At 67.8% G+C, this 16,214-nt stretch carries 12 protein-coding genes; 3 read left to right on the top strand and 9 right to left on the bottom strand.

Annotated features, from left to right (window positions below):
* Positions 1–79 precede the first annotated feature (79 nt).
* From CA951_RS24655 to CA951_RS24630, 6 genes are all read right to left on the bottom strand, one after another.
* Positions 80–844 (bottom strand): SDR family NAD(P)-dependent oxidoreductase, encoded by a 765-nt coding sequence (locus tag CA951_RS24655; protein WP_087559329.1) that lies wholly within the window; start codon positions 842–844, stop codon positions 80–82.
* 37 nt (positions 845–881) lie between these two features.
* Positions 882–1,142, bottom strand: coding sequence for a hypothetical protein (locus CA951_RS24650; RefSeq protein WP_087559328.1), 261 nt, complete (start codon positions 1,140–1,142; stop codon positions 882–884).
* 13 nt (positions 1,143–1,155) lie between these two features.
* A complete protein-coding gene (locus tag CA951_RS24645) occupies positions 1,156–3,075 on the bottom strand; it encodes a hydantoinase B/oxoprolinase family protein (RefSeq protein ID WP_087559327.1) in 1,920 nt (639 codons plus the stop codon).
* Between the two features lie 10 nt (positions 3,076–3,085).
* Positions 3,086–5,152, bottom strand: a complete 2,067-nt coding sequence (locus tag CA951_RS24640) for a hydantoinase/oxoprolinase family protein (protein ID WP_087559326.1) — start codon at positions 5,150–5,152, stop codon at positions 3,086–3,088.
* A gap of 140 nt (positions 5,153–5,292) precedes the next feature.
* Entirely contained in the window at positions 5,293–6,402 is a 1,110-nt protein-coding gene (locus CA951_RS24635; RefSeq protein WP_087559325.1) for a response regulator transcription factor, read from the bottom strand.
* A gap of 19 nt (positions 6,403–6,421) precedes the next feature.
* On the bottom strand, positions 6,422–7,789 hold the full coding sequence (locus CA951_RS24630; protein WP_087559324.1) for an MFS transporter: 1,368 nt from the start codon (positions 7,787–7,789) through the stop codon (positions 6,422–6,424).
* Positions 7,790–7,970: 181 nt separating this feature from the next.
* Between CA951_RS24630 and CA951_RS24625 the strand changes: the two genes are divergently transcribed.
* Positions 7,971–8,738, top strand: coding sequence for a hypothetical protein (locus tag CA951_RS24625; RefSeq protein WP_087559323.1), 768 nt, complete (start codon positions 7,971–7,973; stop codon positions 8,736–8,738).
* Positions 8,739–8,845: 107 nt separating this feature from the next.
* Here CA951_RS24625 and CA951_RS24620 read toward each other — a convergent pair whose 3' ends face one another.
* From CA951_RS24620 to hppD, 3 genes are all read right to left on the bottom strand, one after another.
* Positions 8,846–11,221 (bottom strand): FdhF/YdeP family oxidoreductase, encoded by a 2,376-nt coding sequence (locus CA951_RS24620; RefSeq protein ID WP_087559322.1) that lies wholly within the window; start codon positions 11,219–11,221, stop codon positions 8,846–8,848.
* 14 nt (positions 11,222–11,235) lie between these two features.
* Positions 11,236–12,783 carry an FAD-dependent oxidoreductase gene (locus tag CA951_RS24615; protein WP_087559321.1) on the bottom strand — a complete coding sequence of 516 codons (1,548 nt, stop codon included), beginning with the start codon at positions 12,781–12,783 and terminating at the stop codon, positions 11,236–11,238.
* 68 nt (positions 12,784–12,851) lie between these two features.
* A complete protein-coding gene (hppD, locus tag CA951_RS24610) occupies positions 12,852–14,057 on the bottom strand; it encodes a 4-hydroxyphenylpyruvate dioxygenase (protein ID WP_087559320.1) in 1,206 nt (401 codons plus the stop codon).
* A gap of 182 nt (positions 14,058–14,239) precedes the next feature.
* On the opposite strand from hppD, the gene CA951_RS24605 reads away from it, so the two are divergent.
* Together CA951_RS24605 and CA951_RS24600 are read left to right on the top strand one after the other, a co-directional pair.
* The gene (locus tag CA951_RS24605; protein WP_087559319.1) at positions 14,240–14,767 is read left to right on the top strand and encodes an Lrp/AsnC family transcriptional regulator; all 528 of its coding nucleotides are present in this window, start codon (positions 14,240–14,242) and stop codon (positions 14,765–14,767) included.
* A gap of 205 nt (positions 14,768–14,972) precedes the next feature.
* Entirely contained in the window at positions 14,973–16,199 is a 1,227-nt protein-coding gene (locus tag CA951_RS24600; protein WP_087559318.1) for a Glu/Leu/Phe/Val dehydrogenase dimerization domain-containing protein, read from the top strand.
* Positions 16,200–16,214: the final 15 nt, after the last annotated feature.

Raw genomic sequence — 16,214 nt, 5'->3', positions numbered from 1 at the left:
CACGGCGCCTTGCACGGCTCGATGCCGGACAAGGACACACCATACTCAATATATTATGTTCTTACCCGTCTTTGCGCGGCTATCCCGCCATGTACCCGCCGTCGACGACGAACGACCCGCCGGTTGCATAGCCGGCGCGATCGGAGAGGAGCCAGCACGCCATCTCGGCGATGTCGTCGGGTTGGGCGAGGGCGCCGAAGGGAATTCGGGCCATGATGGTGGCTCCGCTGCGGCGCTTGGCGTCCTTCATCAGATCGGTGTCGGTGTAGCCCGGGCACACCGCGTTGATCCGGATCGTCGGCGCGTATTCGATTGCGGCAGTTTTGGTCAGGCCGACGACGCCGTGTTTGGCCGCCGCGTACCCGGCCGTGGTCTTGAATCCGGTGAGACCCGCGAGCGACGCCGTGTTCACGATGGCACCGCCACCCTGCGCCACCATCTGCTTCAGCTGCGCGCGCATACAGAGCCACACGCCCTTGAGGTTCACCGCGACCGCGCGGTCGAATGCCTCCTCGTCCCACTCGGCAACGGATCTGCCTCCCTGGCCGATCTGCCCGCCGCTCACCCCGGCGTTGTTGAACGCGCCGTCCAGGCGGCCGTAATGGTCCACGGCCGCGGCGACCATCGCGTCCACCGAGACTCCGACCGTGAGGTCGGCGGGAAGCGCGATCGCCTCGCCGCCGGCCGCGCGCACGAGTTCTGCTGTCGCCCCGACGCCTTCCTCGGACACGTCGGTCGCCGCGACCCGGGCGCCTTCCTTCGCCGCCAGCAGGGACGTCGCGCGCCCGATCCCTCCCGCAGCGCCGGTGACGAGTACTACTTTCCCGTCGAGTAATCCTGACATTTTCGTCCTTCTTCCGAGCAGATGATGTGGCGGTGATCTATCCGACGCGGGATGCCGGCCAGTCGCGTGCCGGCGAACGCCACGCGGGCCAGTTGTCCTCCGGCTCCGGACGTGTCACCGACACGTGGTGAAAGCACTCCTGACACTTGACGACCAGGCGGGGGCCGAGGTGGTTCGCGACGGGATAGCGGGCGAGACTCGTTGCGCCGCAGGACGGGCATTCACCGTCGACGGCGGTGCGTTCGACGTAGACACGGTCGGTCTCGGGGCGGGGGAACAGTAGCCGGTCGACAGCCATGGGGTTTCCTTTCTCAGAGATTCCAGTTGCGGGGGTTGGCCACCGGCACGCTCCAGCAGCCCTGTTCGCGTTCGGCGGCCAGTTGTGCGCGCCGTGCGGTGGTGGCGTCGTCGTCGATGTCACCGTTCGCGATCACGACACCGTGGGCGTCGGCCGCGAACTCGGGGCTCACGAGTCCGCTACGGACGTCCTGCAGCACCTTCTCCGGGACGCGTTCCAGGGGATCGCCCCAGCCGCCGCCACCGCCGATGACGAAGCGGAGCGCGTCGCCTGCCTTGAGGATCAGCCCGGAGAACTTGCCGGTCTGATAGCGGGCACCGCGCCCGAACTCGCCGTTGTTCGGGTCCGGTCTGCCCTGTTCGTCGAACATGCCGAACAGCGGTTCGGCCCCGCGCAGGTCGAGGGGGTCGCCGTGCTCGGCGAGGTCGAAATTTTCGATGTACCAGCCGAAGGCTGGCGAGCCTGCGCCACCTCCGTTCGAACCCGGAGCGCCGAGGCGGACCCGGTCGGCGGTGATGGTGACCATCGTGTCGGACTCGGCGAAGATCGAGTACACCGAGCCGAGGCCACCACGGAACTGGCCTGCCCCGGCGGTGTCGATCACCATCTCGTGCTGGACGATGACGAGCGGGCTCTCGATCTCGACGTGCTCCTGCACCGACGTCCGGCAGTTGCCGATCGGGATCACGCAGAAGGAGACTCCGTCGTCCTTCCAGGTGCCGCCCCAACCGCCGCCCGCGAGCGCGAACGCACCCCACGGCGTGCCTTCGTGGCCGGGCCGGGTGTCGATGCCGCCGAGGCTGACGACGACGGCAGTGCCTGTGTCACAGGCGAATGCCTCGTCCATCGCCTGGCTCAGCGCCTGGGTCACGACGTTGATGCCCCGCGCGCCGATGTCGGCGTGGTTGGAGCAACTCGACGGCGGCAGCACCTGCACCACGCTGCCCGACGGCAGCAGGGTCTCGATCGGCCGCAGCGTGCCGCTGTTGACCGGGGTCGACGGGTCGACCATCAGCTTGACCGCCTCGATGCAGCGGGAGGCCTCGCACCAGGCGGTGCCGCAGTTGCCCAGCGGCTGCCGACCCGAGCCGGAGAAATCGATCTCCATGGAATCGCCGCGCACCTTCACGGTCACGTTGACCGGAATCGGCTCGTCGGTGACGCCGTCCTCGTCGAGGAAGTCCTCGGCGGTGTAGTCGCCGTCCGGGATGCTCGCGATGCCGCGCCGCATGCTGGCCTCGGTGGCTTCGATGGCGTAACGACCGGCCGCGTGCACCTTCTCCAGTCCGCCGCGGGCGATCAGCGCCTGGAGTTGGCGCTCACCGACCACCAGGCAGCCGTGCAGGGCCCGCAGGTCCCCGAGCACGAGTTGCGGCACCCGGTTGTTCTCCAGGATGAAGTTGAACAGCGGCCGCACAGGAACGTCGTTGGCGTACAGCAGTGTCGGCGGCAGCTTCAGCTGCTCCTCGAAATGCGTCTGGGTGCCGTTGGAGAAGCCACCCGGGATCGCCCCGCCGAGGTCGACGAGGTGAGACGTCGAGTGCAGCAGGAATTCCACACGGCCGTCGACGAATACGGGCCGGAGCAGATTGACGTCCGACTGGTGGATGGTGCCGCGCCAAGGGTCGTTGACGAAGATGACGTCGCCGGGCTGCATGCTGTCGACGTCCCAGTCGTCCATCACGAAATTCGCGATGTGCGGGGCGGTGAACGCGTGCTGCATGCAGCCCTCCCACAGCGCGACGGTCTCCCAGCCGTCGTCGGTGCGCATGTGAATGGCGCTGGTGCAGTCCAGGATGTCGCGGCAGACCGGGGAGAAGGCGCTGCGCATCAGCGAGTCGAGCATCTCCCGGGCGACCTCGGTGAGGCCGTACCGGAGGATGTCGAGTTCGACGTCGACCGCGGGGCCTGCGTCAGGGGTGGTGATCGTCATGGTCTGCTCCTCAGCTCTGCGGCTCGATGATGAGATTCAGGTCGCCGTCCACGTAGGCCGTCCGGCCCGGAAGGACGAGGGTGGTCGCGAATTTCTCGGCGACGAGGGCGGGGCCCTGCACCCGCTGGAAGGGTGCGAGGCGCTCCCGGACGTGGATGGCGACCTCAACCTGCTCGGTCGTGCCCGGCAGCGTGATCTCCGCCGTGCGGAGGAACGCCTCCCCGTCGTCGGGGGTGAGATCGGACTTGTGCTGCTCGCGCGGGATGATGGCCGTCACCTCCACCGTCGAGATCACCACGGGGATCTCCGTCGCCGCGAAACCGTAGGATTCCCGGTAGAAGTCGTGGAACTGCGGCACCAGACCGGTCACGCTGTCGGCGGTGAGAGCACCTGTGTGAATGGGCATCCGGTTGTCCCACGTCTGCCCGCGGTACATCGCGAAAACCGCTCGCTCGAACCGCATTCGATCCACGTCGGCACCCTGGCCGGCGAGTTCACTGCGGATCCGATCCTGCAATGCGGCGAACGCGGCCTCGATCGCCTCGGCACTCTCCGGTGCGAGCGGGGTCATGATCGACTGCGCCCGGGTGACCATCAGGTCGCTGCGCAGCAGTCCCAAGGCCGAGAACTGGCCCGGGTTGCGCGGCACGATCACCTTGTCCAGGCCGAGGATCTGCCCGACGCGGTCGGCGAGCATCGGGCCCGCCGAACCGGAGGGCTGCAGGGCGAACTCGCGGACGTCGAGACCCCGGTAGACCGAGATCGTGCGGACCTTCGCGGCGATGTCCTCACAGGCCACCTCGTAGGCGGCCGACGCGAGTTCGAGGGCCGTCATGCCCCACTGCTCGCCGGTCTTCCGCAGCGCCTCGAGCGACGCGTCGACGTCGAGCCGGATGGAGCCGTTGGCGAACAGGTCCGGCTGCAGGACCCCGAGCGCCGCGCACGCGTCGGTGAGGGTGGGCTCGACACCGCCGCGCTGGTAACACACCGGTCCGGGATTCGATCCGGCCGATGCCGGACCGACCGCCACGTTGCCGAGCGTGTTGGGCCGGATCAGGCTACCGGCGCCCGAGCCGACACTCTCGACGTCGACGAGCGGCATCGTCAGTGTGAGTCCGGTTTCCAGTGTCCACAGGTCTGTGAGCGGCGTCTTGCCGTGCACGATGGCCGCGACGTCCGTGCTCGTGCCGCCGACGTCGATGGTGAGCAGGTTCGGTGAGCCGCTCTCGTTGGCGAGCTTGACGCTGCCGCTCACGCCGCCGACCGGACCGGACACCAGCTGGAACACCGGCGCGCGGCCCGCGTCGGCGAACGTCGCGACACCGCCGTTCATCATCATGATCCACAGCGTCCCGGCGTAATTGCGATTGGACAGTGCGCTCATCAGACGGTCGAGGTAGCCGACCACCGCCGGGCCCACGTAGGCGTCGAGGGCCACCGTGGTGGTGCGCTCGTGCTCTTTGGTCACGGGGTAGAGCGCGGAGGTCTGAATGTAGGTGTCCGGCAACTCTTCTGCGACGATCTCGGCTGCTCGCCGCTCGTGGTCGGGGTTCGTGTACGAGTTCATCAGGCACACGGCCACCGACTTCGCACCCTGGCCCGCGAGAGCACGTGCGGCCTCGCGAACGGCCTTCTCGTCCAACGGCAACAACTCGGAACCGTCGTACCGCAGTCGCTCCGGGATCCCGAATCGGGATTCGCGCTGCACGATCGGGCGTTCCTGGTGCGGTCGCAGCCAGGTGGGGTCGTAGAACCGGTCACCGAACTCGCGGTGCATGCGACCGATGTCGAGCAGATCCCGGTGACCGCGGGTCGCGATCAGGCCGGTGCGCTCGCCGGTCCGGCTGAGCAGGGCGTTGATACCCACCGTGTGCCCGTGCACGATCTCGGCGACGTCCGGGATCTCGACGCCGATCGCCTCGATGCTCAGCAGCACCCCCTCCTCCTGCTGGAGGGTCGACAGCACCTTGCCGTCGCGGGTCTCACCCGTCTTGCGGTTGAGCGCAATGATATCGGTGAAGGTGCCCCCGACATCGATGCCGACTATCCAGTCGGCTGCCCGCTCACTCTGCGTCATATCCCGGCCTCCGTGCTGTGTGCTTCAGTGACGTGCGCAGTGCGTCTGCGCCACTCGTTTGTGTCGTGAGTCACTCTTCCGCACGGAGAGTGCGGGAACATCTGACGGAGGTCGTAGTTTCGTACGACTTTCGGCTGGCGTCAGCCTTGCGGTGCAGTGCGCGTGACGTCGGCGTTGCGCAGCCAGATCGACACGGCCTCGGCCCGATTGGATGCGCCCAGTTTGCGCAGGATCCGGGTGATGTGGGTTTTGACGGTCCCCTCGGAAATCACCAGCCTGCGGGCGATCCTGCCGTTGGAGTCCCCGTCCGCCATGAGGCGGACGATCTGCACCTCACGGCGGGTGAGGACGGAATCGTCGTCGCGGCCGAGCGCGACGGACTTCGCCACCCCCGGTCCGGTGGCCTTGTTCCAGCGTCCGAGCCCGTCCAACTGCGTGCGCACGGCCATAAGCCCCTCGAGCACAGTGACTCTCGACAGGTTCTGGCTCATTCCCTCCGCGAACGTCGACAACAGCGCCTGATCGACGGCCGTGAGATTGCGTTGCTGGTGATAGCAGTCGCCGTGAACCAGGCCGACGACGTCGCCGTCGACCACCAGCGGCGCGATGCCGTACGACGAAGATCTGGTGATCTCCGCGAGTGGGCGGTTGACGCGCGGGTTGTCCTGCACCTCGTGGACGAGCGTTGCGCGGGCGCCGGTCACCGTGTCGTTCTCGACGAGCGTGCGGTCGAGCACCGGCGGATTCTCCCTGCCCACCGCCACGATCTCCTCCGCCCAGCGCGGGTCCCGGACCACATGCATCGAATGCAACCGCCACGCCCCGTCCACCGTCGACAGCAGCGCACGGTCGAAGCCGAGGCTGCACACCGCCTCGGGCGCCCGCGCCAGCAGCGCGTCGACGGTCTGCGCGTCACCGACCCCCGCCAGCGCCGACTGCACCCTGGCAAGCACTTCCGCGGGGTCGGCCGGCCCCCGCCGCGTCACCGCCGCCTCCGCCTCGCGTATGCGGCCGAGCATCTCCGTCAGGGATGTGAGGACGTCCGACGACGAGCAGTGATCGCCGATCGCGCGCAGCATCTCCGCGGTCACGAGGTCCCACAGCCGACCCAGCACCTGCCGGTCGGAGCATGCGCCCGCCGGCCGCGGACCGCTGAGATCACGGTCCAGCAGCACGCCCACGTCATGGGTGATCTCGGCGACCGCATCCTGCACCGCGGCACCGTCCTGCCGGCTCGACGAGTTGCGCATTTCCTACTCCCTCGGTGGCCTACGCTCGCTGTGCATCCTGGCGAGCCGCGTCCAGGGCCTCCGCCGGTACGTTCGCGTCACGTGTCAGCCGACGGGACTGATCGAACAGGCCGCCGCCGATCACCAGCGCCGCGCACCCGATGATCAGCAGCGATACACCCCACGTCGAGTGCGTGGGCGACACGGTGACCATGGTCAGCGCGAGGATCGGCGCCAGGCCGCCCGCGGCCGCGCCGCTGACCTCCCGGCCCGTGCCGATACCCGACGCGCGCAACTCGGCGGGGAACTGGCGGGCCATGTACGGGCTCGCCGCGACCATGATCATCGGCGCCAGGACACCCGTGGTCACGACCATGACACCCCAGATGAGCGGGGAGCGGCCCGTGTCGAACAGCCAGAACGCCGGAAAGGCCATCAGGGCGACCCCGATCGCGCCGCCGATCATGACCCTGCGGATGTCCACGCGGTCGGACAGCCGCCCGATGAGCGGGCACGCGGCAATCGCCGCGATACTCGCGAACGTCACCCCGAGGGCGCCGACGTTCTTCGCCACCCCCTGAAACTCCGCGAGGTAGGACAGCGAGAACGTCTTGAAGGTGTACGAGATGGCGGAGTACCCGCCGTACACCGCCGCGACCACCACAAGGCCACGCCAGTTGCCGCGCAACAGATCTCGCAGGACGTCGAGGCCCTTGCGTTGCCGCGCCTCGGTTGCCACGCGTTCGAATTCCTCCGACTCGGGCATCGTTCGGCGAATCCAGTAACCCACGATGACGATCGCGAAACTCGCGACGAACGGCACCCGCCATCCCCAGGTGTACAGGGCTTCGTCGTCGAGGCTCGTGATCGCCGCGACCGAGAGCGACGCCGCGAGCAGGCCGATCTGTGCGCCCATCACCGGGTACGCGGCGTATTTGCCCTTGGTCTTCTCGTCGGCATGCTCGTACACCGCGGTGATCGCGCTGCCCAGTTCGGCGCTCGCACCGAAGCCCTGCAGGATCCGCAGGATGATCAGCAGCGCCGGCGCCGCCACACCGATCGCCGCATACGAGGGCACGAGTCCAATGAGCCCCGACGCGATACCCATGATCAGCAGGCTGATCGACAGCACCGCCTTGCGACCGATGCGGTCACCCAGAATTCCGAACAGGACGCCGCCCAACGGCCGGGCCAGGAATCCGACCGCGAACGTGGAGAACGCCGCGAGCGTGCTGGCCGACGAATTCGCCGACGGGAAGAACACTTTGCCGAACACCAGTGCCGCCATCGATGCGTACAGGTAGAAGTCGAACCACTCCAGCGTGGTTCCGACGACGACGGCCGCTCCGACCTTCCTCGCGCTCCTGGGGGATCCCTGCCGAACGGGTAACTCGCGTTTCTGCGCCACAGTCAAGCCCTCTCCATCGCCACCTTGTCGCGCAAAACTATTATGTATTATCTTTAAAATCAAGTGGCGGGGGTCACGAACGGGTCCGAGTGAGACTCGGGACACCCGGCCATGGGATCGTTCGTCCGGGATCCTGCCGACACGGCTCCGGCGGCATGCCCGACGCTTTACGCTGAATGGCATGGCCGCTCTTCGCGCGGAGTGGATCAGAATCTGGCGCAACCCGGCAGACACGCTCGCGACCGTTGTGTTCAATGCCGTCCTGATGATCGGGGCCTGGTTCCTGCTGCCCCGGAGCTGGTTGTTCGAGTGGACCGGGCCGTCGGGTTTCGCGCTGGCCCTGGCCGGCTGGATGTACGCCGACGTCACCGCCACCAACGTGCTGGCGCCGGATCGTGAGCGGGTTCTCGCCGCACTCGACGACCGGGACGCGCTGGGTGCGATGCTCGGCGCCAAGGCGGTGGCGCTGTGGATTCTGATCGCCCCGATCTGCGCGACCATCGCGATCGCGGTGGGTTTCGCCGACCAGGACTGGCTGTTCACCGCGGTGGTGGTGGTCGCGGTGGCGCTGTGCCCGTTCGGTGCGCTCGCCGGGTCGAGCCTGGTCGGGGTGTACTTTCCGTATCACCAGCGGCCGCTGCGGTGGCGATGGGAACAACGTGCCCGGTGGCGCACCGTCGTCGTCCGGTGGCTGATCCTGCTGGTGGTGCCGTACGGGGTGTTCCCCGCGTTCTCGGCGGCGATCGCCGTCGTCCCGGTCGTGCTGTGGAACCTCGTGCGTCCGGACGACGTGCACACGCGGATGGGCACCGCGGACTTCGCGCTGTGCGTCGTCCTCGCCGTCGTCATCTCCGCGCTGATGTGGGTGGTGGCACGGCGAATCGCCCTGTCACGCATACAGCGCCACGCACCGTTGGCCGCCTACCTGCGTGACCGGGACAGGGGCTGACCCGGGTTTCCTGCGCACGTGAGTGGGAATGCGTACCCGAGCACGCTTTGCCACTCACCTGCGCAGGTGAGTGGGAAAGCGTGCCGGGGCACACTTTGTCACTCACGTCAGGAGAGGTGCTTCGGCTGGGGGTGCGACTTGTGGACCCCGTCCGATCCGACCTCGTCCTGACTCGCCCCGGGTGGGCATTCGGCGCTGTACTTGCCTGCATGTTCCAGGGAGACGACGACGGACTTCGACGTCGGACAGTTGCTGCCGGTCGCCGTGGAATCGAGCGGCACCAGCGGATTGGTCTCCGGGTAGTATGCGGCGGCCGACCCCCGGGGCGTGTCGTATTCGACGATCCGGAAGTCGTGGGCGCAGCGGACGCGGTCGTCACCGTCCCAGTGGGTGAAGAGGTCGACCATGTCGCCGTCGTCGAAGCCGAGGGCCGCGATGTCGTCGTGGTGCAGGAAGATCACGCGGCGCCCGCCCTCGATGCCGCGGTACCGATCACTGAGCCCGTAGATCGTGGTGTTGAACTGGTCGTGGCTGCGGATCGTCTGCAGGATCACGTGCCGCGGGGGCACCTGCAGCACGTCAATCGGGGACACCGCGAATTCGGCGCGTCCCGAGTGCGTGGGGAACGTTCGGGAGTCGCGCGGCGGGTGCGGCAGGACGAACCCGCCCGGTTTGCGGACGTTCACCTCGTACCCTTCGCATCCGGGCACCACCCGCGAGATGTGCAGGCGGATGTTCGCGTAGTCGTCCCGCATCTTCTTCCACTCGATGCCGTAGCGGTCGCCGATGGTCGCCTCGGCGATGCGCGTGACGATACCCACCTCCGAATCAAGATGGGGGCTGGCAGGTTTCAGCGGACCCCGGGAGGCATGGACCGAGCACACCGAGTCCTCGACGGAGATGAACTGCGGCCCACCGGCCTGGACGTCCTGCTCGGTGCGTCCGCGCGTCGGCAGGATCAGGGCCGTGTCACCGCACACGAGATGCGAGCGGTTGATCTTCGTCGAGACGTGGACGGTCATCCGGGTCTTGCGCAGTGCGGCGGCGGTGACGTCGGTATCCGGGGCCGCCTGGACGAAGTTGCCGCCCAGCCCGAGGAAGAAGTGCGCCTTGCCGTCGCGCATGGCCCGGATGGAATCGACGGTGTCGTATCCGTTCTCTCGGGGTGGGTCGAAGTCGAACTCCTTCGCGAGCGCGTCCAGGAAATGCCGCGGCGGACGCTCCCAGATCCCCATCGTGCGGTCTCCCTGCACGTTCGAGTGCCCGCGCACCGGCAGCAGTCCGGCGCCGGGTTTCCCGATGTTGCCCTGTGCGAATGCGATATTGGCGACTTCCTTGATGATCGCGACCGAGTTGTGGTGCTGGGTGAGCCCCATCGCCCAGCAGAACACGGTGGCGTCGGAATCCCGCAGCAGTCGGGCCGCGTCGGTGATCTGTTCCCGCGACAGTCCGGTCGTCCGGGTGACGACGTCCCAGTCGAGGTCGGTGACGTGCTGCTTCCACAACTCGAATCCGATCGTGTGCCGGTCGATGAACTCGTGGTCGAGGGCGTCCCACTCGACGAGCAGTGCGCCGAACGCCTGGAGCAGGGCGAGGTCGCCGTTGAGTGCGATGGGCAGATGCATGTCGGACAGGTCGGTGCCGGGGCCCACCATGCCGCGGGGCGTCTGCGGATTCTTGAAGTTGACCAGACCCGCCTCGCGCAGCGGGTTGATCGACAGGATCTTCGCGCCGTTCTGCTTGGCCTTCTCCAGCGCCGACAGCATCCGCGGATGGTTGGTACCCGGGTTCTGACCCTGCAGGACAATCAGTTTCGCCTGATACACGTCGTCCATCGTGACGCTGGCCTTGCCGATGCCGATCGACTCCTGCAGCGCGATACTCGTCGATTCGTGGCACATGTTGGAACAGTCGGGCAGATTGTTCGTCCCGAACGCCCGGACGAACAGCTGGTACGCGAACGCGGCCTCGTTGGACGCCCGGCCGGAGGTGTAGAAGATCGCCTCGTCCGGACTGTCCAGGGCGTTCAACTGGTCGCCGATCAGCGCGAAGGCCTCGTCCCATTCGATGGGCTCGTAGTGGGTTCCGCCGGGCCGCTTCACCATCGGATGGGTGATCCGGCCCTGCTGCCCCAACCAGTGCTCGCTGTGGCAGTCGAGTTCGGCGATACTGTGGCGGGCGAAGAATTCGGGGGTCGCCCGGTCCCGCGTCGCCTCCTCCGCCACCGCCTTGGCGCCGTTCTCGCAGAACTCCGCGGCGTGGCGGTGACCCGGGTCGGGGTCGGGCCATGCGCAACTCATGCAGTCGAAGCCCTCGGCCTGGTTCAGCCGCAGCAACGTCTCGGCCGTGCGGACCAGGCCCATGTGTTCGAGCGAACGTTTCATCGACACCGCGACAGCGGTCGGCCCGGCCGCATGATCCTTCGGGTGCCCGACCTCCAGGTCGGCCTCGTCGTAGTCGAGTTCCTCGTCCTTGTGTCGCATCGTTCAGCCTCTCGTCACGATCTCCCCACCAGGCAGCCGAGGTAGTCGATGACGTCGTCGGTCGCGGTGGCCGGGGCGGTGAGCGCCACGTATCCGTCGGGGCGCACCACCACCAGCGTGCCACCGTGTGCCCCGTATGCGCTGCGCGCCAAACCGCGGTCGTCGACGACGTCCACGCCGGGGCCGCGGGAATCGCCCACCACCACGTATTTCACGTCGTCGGGCGCGTCTTCGGCCAGGGTCTGCAGGGCGTGCCGTGGCCCGCCGTCGAACCCGAGCACCGTGAAATGAGTGCCGCGGAAGACGTCGAACAGTCGCAGCGGGGTGCCGTCCGGGCTCAGGCACGGCGCGTCGGGTGCACGGTCACCGGCGCGGACGCCCGTCGTCACGTCCCCGTCCCGGGACAGCGAACTCCACGGGTAGCCGAAACCGAGTTGCTGACCGTCCTCGGTGACCGCGACGCCCAGGCCCTGCGAGTCCTCCTGCCCGAGGCTCGCGGCCACCTTCTGCAGGCCCTCACTGCTCACCCCGAGCGTCCAGCGGGCGAGCGGCAACCGCTCCTCCTGATACGTGTCGAGGAGCGACGGATCCGCGGACCCGGCCAGGACGAGCGCGAGTTTCCACCCGAGGTTGTAGGCGTCCTGGATTCCGGTGTTCATCCCGAGCCCGCCGGCGGGCGGATGAACGTGCGCGGCGTCCCCGGCGAGGAACACCCGGCCGTCGCGGAAACGGTCCACCATGCGCACGTTCACATGCCAGGTGGACAGCCACGTCGGCGCGGACAGGCGCACGCCGGGATCGCAGGCGACGTCGTTCAGAACGCGCTGGAAGTACTCCAGCGACGGCGCGGGCAGGTTCCCCTCCTCGTCGAAGTCCGCGAACGGCACTCCCTGGAACTGCCAGGAGTTGATGCCGCGGAACGGGCACAACGCGACGAATCCCTTCTCGGGGTGCGTCCACTGGTACCAGCGATCGGGGACCAGACCGTCGACGGCCACATCGCCGAGGAGCATGCCCTCGATGCCGCCCGTCCCCTCGAACGACACTCCGAGCGCCTTGCGCACCGCGCTGCGCCCGCCGTCGCAGCCGACGAGGTAGCGCGCGATGATGGTCCCGCCGCCGGCGAGCCGGACGGTCACCTTGTCGGTGGTCTGCTCGAATCCGGCCACCTCGACGCCGCGCTCCACGTCGATCCCGAACTCCGAGAGCCGCTCTCGCAGAATCCGCTCGGTCTGCCACTGCGGGATCATGAGCCCGCTGTCGTACGGGCGATCGGGCGTGGGGCCCAGGTCCGCGTGCGGGTCGCCGTCGCTCACCACCTGCCCGCGGACCGCGACCCGGCTGGGGAGGTGACGGAACCCGGCCGCTTCGACGTCGTCGACGATGCCGAGATCGTCCATCACCTCCTGGCTGCGCGCGGTCAATCCCTTTCCGCGCGAACCCGCGAACGGCTCGGGCGACTTGTCGAGAATCCGCACCTCGACGCCGCGCCGCGCCAGTTCCAGAGCGAGCGTGAGACCGGTCGGCCCGGCCCCGGCCACCACTGCCTCGGTAGGGCTCATGGCGTCATCGTATTCGCGACGGCACCGATCCCGCGGGAAAGTCGCCGCACCCGCTCATCGGCTCTCGCTCAGAAGTTTCCGCGGGCGGCCTGCTCGCGTTCGATGGCTTCGAAGAGGGCTTTGAAGTTGCCGATGCCGAAGCCGAGGGAGCCGTGGCGTTCGATGAGTTCGAAGAACACGGTGGGCCGGTCGACGAGGGGTTTGGTGAAGATCTGCAGCAGGTACCCGTCTTCGTCGCGGTCGACGAGGATGCCGCGTTTCTGCAGCTCCTCGATCGGGGCGCGGACGTTGCCGATCCGGGCCCGCAGTTCGGGGTCCTCGTAGTAGGAGTCGGGGGTGGCCAGGAACTCGACACCCTCGGCGGTGAGCCGGTCCACGGCGGTCAGGATGTCGTTGGTGGCCAGGGCCAGGTGCTGCGCGCCGGGGCCGCCGTAGAAGTCGAGGTATTCGTCGATCTGGGAGCGTTTCTTCGCGACCGCGGGCTCGTTGAGGGGGAACTTGACGCGGTGGTTGCCGTTGGAGACGACCTTCGACATCAGTGCGGAGTAGTCGGTGGCGATGTCCTCGCCGACGAATTCGGCCATGTTGGTGAACCCCATGACCCGGTTGTAGAAGTCGACCCAGTGGTCCATCCGGCCGAGTTCGACGTTGCCGACGACGTGGTCGAGGGCCTGGAACAGGCGTTTCGGGGCGCCGTCGCGTTTGGTGTGGGTGGAGGTCCGCGCCTGGTAGCCGGGCAGGTAGGGGCCGGTGTAGCGGCTGCGGTCGACGAGGGTGTGGCGGGTGTCGCCGTAGGTGGCGATCGCGGCGAGACGGACGGTGCCGTGCTCGTCGGTCACCTCGTGCGGTTCGTCCAGGATGGTGGCGCCCTGGGCGCGGGCGTGGGCGATGCACTTGTCGACGTCGGGGACGGCGAGGGCGATGTCGACGACGCCGTCGCCGTGCGCGCGGTGGTGCTCGATCAGCGGGCTCTGCGGGTCGACGGCGCCCTTGATGACGAAGCGGACGGCGCCGGATTCGAGGACGAAGCTGTGGTGGTCGCGGTTGCCGGTGGTCGGTCCGGAGTAGGCGACGAGGGTCATCCCGAATGCGGACTGGAAGTAGTGGGCGGTCTGGGTGGCGTTGCCGACCACCCAGACGACGGCGTCCCAGCCGCTGACCGGGAACGGGTCGCGGGTGCCGTCGTATTCGACGAGCCCGACCAGCTGTTCGAGCTGGCCGAGGTCGAGACCTGCCAGGCGTTCCTTGTCGGTGAGAGTCTGCTCGATCGTCATCGGTGTCTTCCTGGTTCGGGGGACGGGGACTTGGGCCTGTTGCCTGGGTCACTACGAAAACCCACACCGCTCACGTAGGCAACCGAGCCAGCAGAACCTAGCCGCACTGCCACCTTCGGCTGCCTCCGAGCCACATTTCTTATACAGTCGGACTAGTTGAATCCGCTCGGAGAGGTCTGGCCATGAAGGACGCTGTGCAGTTGGACGAACTCGACTTCGCCCTCCTCGACGCCATGCACGACGACCCGAAGGCCGGCGTGCTGGAACTGTCCCGCCGGATCAAGGTGGCACGGGCCACCGTCCAGGCGCGGGTGCGCAAACTGGAGGAGTCGGGCGTGATCGCCGGGTACGAGCCGCGCCTCGACATCGCCGCCGCGGGATTCGACGTACAGGCGTTCGTCACACTGGAGACCGCGCAGGGCGCACTCGACTCCGTGACCTCGGAACTCGAATCGATCCCCGGCGTGCTCGAGGCCTTCGCGACCACCGGTTCCGGCGACATCCTGTGCCGCGTCGCCGCCGGTTCCCATCTGGGGCTGCAGCAGACTCTGATCGATCTGAACAAGTCGAGCGTCGTCGCCCGGTCCACCAGCGTGATGGTGCTGTCGGTGATCGTTCCCTACCGGTCGATGCCCCTGCTGCGGACCCTGGACCGACCGCGTTCGGCGAAGGCCCCGGCCTACCGAACGGCGCCCACGGAACCGGATTAGCACCACGATCACCGGCTCTACTGCACAAACTGAATAGAAAATTCTGGAACTTCTTTCTCAGTGGTGTTCACCGCGGCTACCTGCGGGCCGCCCGGTTGCGGCGCACGAGTGGCGGCCACCACAGTGATCGCCGTAACAGCGCGGGTACCGGTCGGATTCCGACCGGATCGCCCCGGTCCCGGCAGTCGAGAAACCGAGAGAAGCCATGAAGAATCTGCTCACCCGATTCGAAGAGAAGGCCCCCGAGATCGTCTTCGAGTGGCACGACACGGAGACCTCCGCCCGCGGGTGGACGGTGATCAACTCGCTGCGCGGCGGCGCGGCCGGCGGCGGCACCCGGATGCGTCGCGGTCTCGATCGGCGCGAGGTGGAATCGCTCGCGAAGACCATGGAGGTCAAGTTCACCGTCTCGGGTCCGGCCATCGGCGGCGCCAAGTCGGGCATCGACTTCGACCCGACCGACCCGCGCAAGGACGAGGTGCTGCGCCGCTGGTTCAAGGCCGTGACCCCGCTGCTCAAGTCGTACTACGGCACCGGCGGCGACCTGAACGTCGACGAGATGGCCGAGGTCGTGCCGATCACCGAGAGCTACGGGCTGTGGCATCCGCAGGAAGGCGTCGTCAACGGGCACTTCGCGGCCAGCGACCGGGAGCGGGTGCAGCGGGTCGGGCAGCTGCGACTGGGTGTCGCCAAGGTTGTCGAGGATGCGCGGTTCACGCCCGATCCGCAGGCCAAGTACACGGTGTCCGACCTGATCACCGGCTGGGGTGTCGCCGAATCGGTGCGGCACTACTACCGCGTCTACGGCGGCGAACTGGCAGGCAAGCGGGTCATCATGCAGGGCTGGGGCAACGTCGGCGCCGCGGCCGCGTACTACCTGGCGCAGTCGGGTGCCAGGATCGTCGGGATCCTCGACCGGAACGGCGGGCTGTCGAACACCGACGGCTACGACTTCGAGCAGATCCGTGCGCTGTTCCTGGCGAAGGAGGGCAACGAACTCCGCGCCCCCGGCATGGTGCCGTTCGAGGAGATCGACGGGACGATCTGGGGTTCCGGCGCCGAGATCTTCCTGCCCTGCGCCGCGTCGCGTCTGGTGACCCGCGAGCAGGTCGACCGGTTGATCGCGGGCGGCCTCGAGGTGGTGGCGAGCGGCGCCAACGTCCCGTTCGCGGACGACGAGATCTTCTACGGCCCCACCTACGAGTACGCCGACAAGAGCGTCGCCGTCGTCCCCGACTTCATCGCCAACTGCGGCATGGCCCGGGCGTTCGCGCTGCTGATGGAGGGCGACATCGAGGTGTCGGACGAGGCGATCTTCGGTGATGTCTCCGCCACCGTGGCGACGGCGCTCGAGCGCTGCTTCGCTCGTTCGTCGCAGCCGACCGGAATCGCCGGTACCGCGTTCGAGATCGCACTCGATCAGCTCGTCTGACGGCACGGGAGATCC

Origin of the sequence: Rhodococcus sp. NCIMB 12038 (genome assembly GCF_002165735.1) — a bacterium.
Taxonomy (GTDB): Bacteria; Actinomycetota; Actinomycetes; order Mycobacteriales; family Mycobacteriaceae; genus Rhodococcus_F.
This window is presented reverse-complemented; position numbering and strand designations above follow the sequence as displayed.

Coding starts and splice junctions, on each gene's coding strand:
- CA951_RS24655 (WP_087559329.1), bottom strand. CDS start 844: ATGTCAGGATTACTCGACGGGAAAGTAGTACTCGTCACCGGCGCTGCG.
- CA951_RS24650 (WP_087559328.1), bottom strand. CDS start 1,142: ATGGCTGTCGACCGGCTACTGTTCCCCCGCCCCGAGACCGACCGTGTC.
- CA951_RS24645 (WP_087559327.1), bottom strand. CDS start 3,075: ATGACGATCACCACCCCTGACGCAGGCCCCGCGGTCGACGTCGAACTC.
- CA951_RS24640 (WP_087559326.1), bottom strand. CDS start 5,152: ATGACGCAGAGTGAGCGGGCAGCCGACTGGATAGTCGGCATCGATGTC.
- CA951_RS24635 (WP_087559325.1), bottom strand. CDS start 6,402: ATGCGCAACTCGTCGAGCCGGCAGGACGGTGCCGCGGTGCAGGATGCG.
- CA951_RS24625 (WP_087559323.1), top strand. CDS start 7,971: ATGGCCGCTCTTCGCGCGGAGTGGATCAGAATCTGGCGCAACCCGGCA.
- CA951_RS24620 (WP_087559322.1), bottom strand. CDS start 11,221: ATGCGACACAAGGACGAGGAACTCGACTACGACGAGGCCGACCTGGAG.
- CA951_RS24615 (WP_087559321.1), bottom strand. CDS start 12,783: ATGAGCCCTACCGAGGCAGTGGTGGCCGGGGCCGGGCCGACCGGTCTC.
- hppD (WP_087559320.1), bottom strand. CDS start 14,057: ATGACGATCGAGCAGACTCTCACCGACAAGGAACGCCTGGCAGGTCTC.
- CA951_RS24605 (WP_087559319.1), top strand. CDS start 14,240: ATGAAGGACGCTGTGCAGTTGGACGAACTCGACTTCGCCCTCCTCGAC.
- CA951_RS24600 (WP_087559318.1), top strand. CDS start 14,973: ATGAAGAATCTGCTCACCCGATTCGAAGAGAAGGCCCCCGAGATCGTC.